We start from the raw sequence: 1,951 nt of genomic DNA on the forward strand, positions 1-1,951 counted from the left end.
GCCGGGGCGAGCACGGTGACGGCGGTCAGGGCGGCGACGATGCGCGGCAGCCGGGCAGTGGTCGGGGCGGTGGTGACCGGTCGCGGGTACCGGGTGGTCGAGTGGTCCATACCGGGGACACGCGACCGACCTGGGAGCCGGTTGCCGCAGCGCCGGACCGGGCCGGCAACGGACGTCGCCGGGTCGGACCGGGATCGCTCGGTCCGCAGCGGCGACGGGTACCCGGTGCGGCCGGACCGACGTGTCCCACGTCGGTCCGGCCGCGGGGCCGGTTCCCGGCCGCCACCGGGACCGGGTGACGGTCAGGTGCCCGAGTTGCTCATGACGGGGGCAGCTGTCACAGGGCGGTGCCGGTGACGGTGCTGCCGGACTTCGTCACCCGGTAGGACACCGTCGTGCCGCTCCAGAAGTGGAAGGTGAGCGTCACCGGTGCACCGTCGTTGACCTCGGCGAAGAAGGTGGAGGTCAGGGCGATGGTGTTGGTGCTGTAGTGGGGCGCGAAGGTGACGTCGAACTCCTTGAACGGGGTCCAGTTGTGCGGACCGGCGTTGCTGCCGTCGGCGTACCGGGCCTCCATGGTGGCGAGCTGGTCACCACGGAACTGGGTGGGAATGGTGAACGCGCTGGTCGCACCGGTGGCGTTGGCCAGGACCGGCCGGTCGTAGGTGATCACGTTGATCCGCCACGGCACGCCCTGGGAGAAGCGGGCGTGCAGCGTCGCGTTGACCCCGTACGCCCGGTTGCCGGTCAGCCGGGTCAGCGCCGACGCGGTGAAGGTCAACTGGTCGCCGCTGACGGTGTAGTCGGTGCCCTGGACCAGGTCGGTGCTGCCCTGCCGCACGCCGAGGAACGAGGTGCCGTTGAGGTTGAGGGTGAGCGTCTTGGCGCTGATCGCGCTGGCCTTCGCGTTGAAGAGCAGGTCCGACGAGGCGGTACCGGACCGGGTGGTCCAGCTCGACTTGATCTGGGCGAACAGCTCCGGGTCGGACCAGGTGAAGGCGGTCCGGTGGAAGTGCTGGCCGTTGTCCCAGAGCATGGTGGTGATCTTCTTGGTCCGGGCGTAGTGACCGAGGAACTCGAAGAACTTGAGCTTCTCGCCCTGCTCGATGGTGCCGGTGTGCCGGTCGAAGCCGAGCAGGCCGTACTCGCCGATGATCACCGGGATGCCCCGGGCGACGAACGCGTTGTACACCCGGTCGAAGGAGTCGGTGAGGTCCTTCTGCACGGTGGCGTCGAAGCGGGTGCCACCGGCGACGTTGACGCTGAACGGCCAGTATCCGTAGTAGTGCACGGTCGCGATGAGGTTGCGGTCGTTGAGGGCGGTGAAGGTGGCCGTCAGCTCGTCGATGCGGGCCTGGTCGGACGAGGTGTGCAGGGTCGGCAGCACCAGCAGGCGGGTGGCGTTGTTGCCGCCGGACTGCCGCACGATCGTGTGGAACGACGTGTTCAGCTCGTGGAGCAGGGTGGCGTTCTGGGCGTCCCCGGAGCTGTTGCTGAACTGGGGCTCGTTGACGCTCTCGAAGACCAGCTTCGGCGACGAGTTGCGGAAGGTGGCCGACAGTTGGGTCCAGATCGCGTTGTACCTGGCCAGCACGTTGGTGCGGTCTGCCGGCATGTTCGCGATCCACTGCCACGAGTCGTGGTGGATGTTGATCATCACGTAGAAGTCGTCGGCGAGGGCCCAGTCGACGACCTCCTTGACCCGGTTGAGGTACGCCGTCTCGATCGCGTAGCTGGGTGCGCCGCCCAGGTGGGCGCTCCAGGTGACCGGGATGCGGATGCTCTTGAAGCCCTGCGCCCTGACGTTGTCCAGCAGCGCCTCGGTGATGCGCGGGTTGCCCCAGGCGGTCTCGTCGGAGCCGACGGCGTCCAGAGAGTTGCCCAGGTTCCAGCCGGGCTGCATGGCGGCCACCGTCGCCATCGCGTCACCGGGCGGCGGGGTGGTGGGTGG

1 protein-coding gene is annotated in these 1,951 nt (G+C 68.7%); it reads right to left on the reverse strand.

Features of this window, described 5'->3' with window-relative positions:
• Window positions 1–337: 337 nt before the first annotated feature.
• A partial coding sequence (locus GSF22_RS33160) for a cellulase family glycosylhydrolase (protein WP_208817853.1) occupies window positions 338–1,951 on the reverse strand: 1,614 nt, incomplete at its 5' end.

This window comes from Micromonospora echinofusca, assembly GCF_017614955.1.
Lineage (GTDB): Bacteria > Actinomycetota > Actinomycetes > Mycobacteriales > Micromonosporaceae > Micromonospora > Micromonospora echinofusca_A.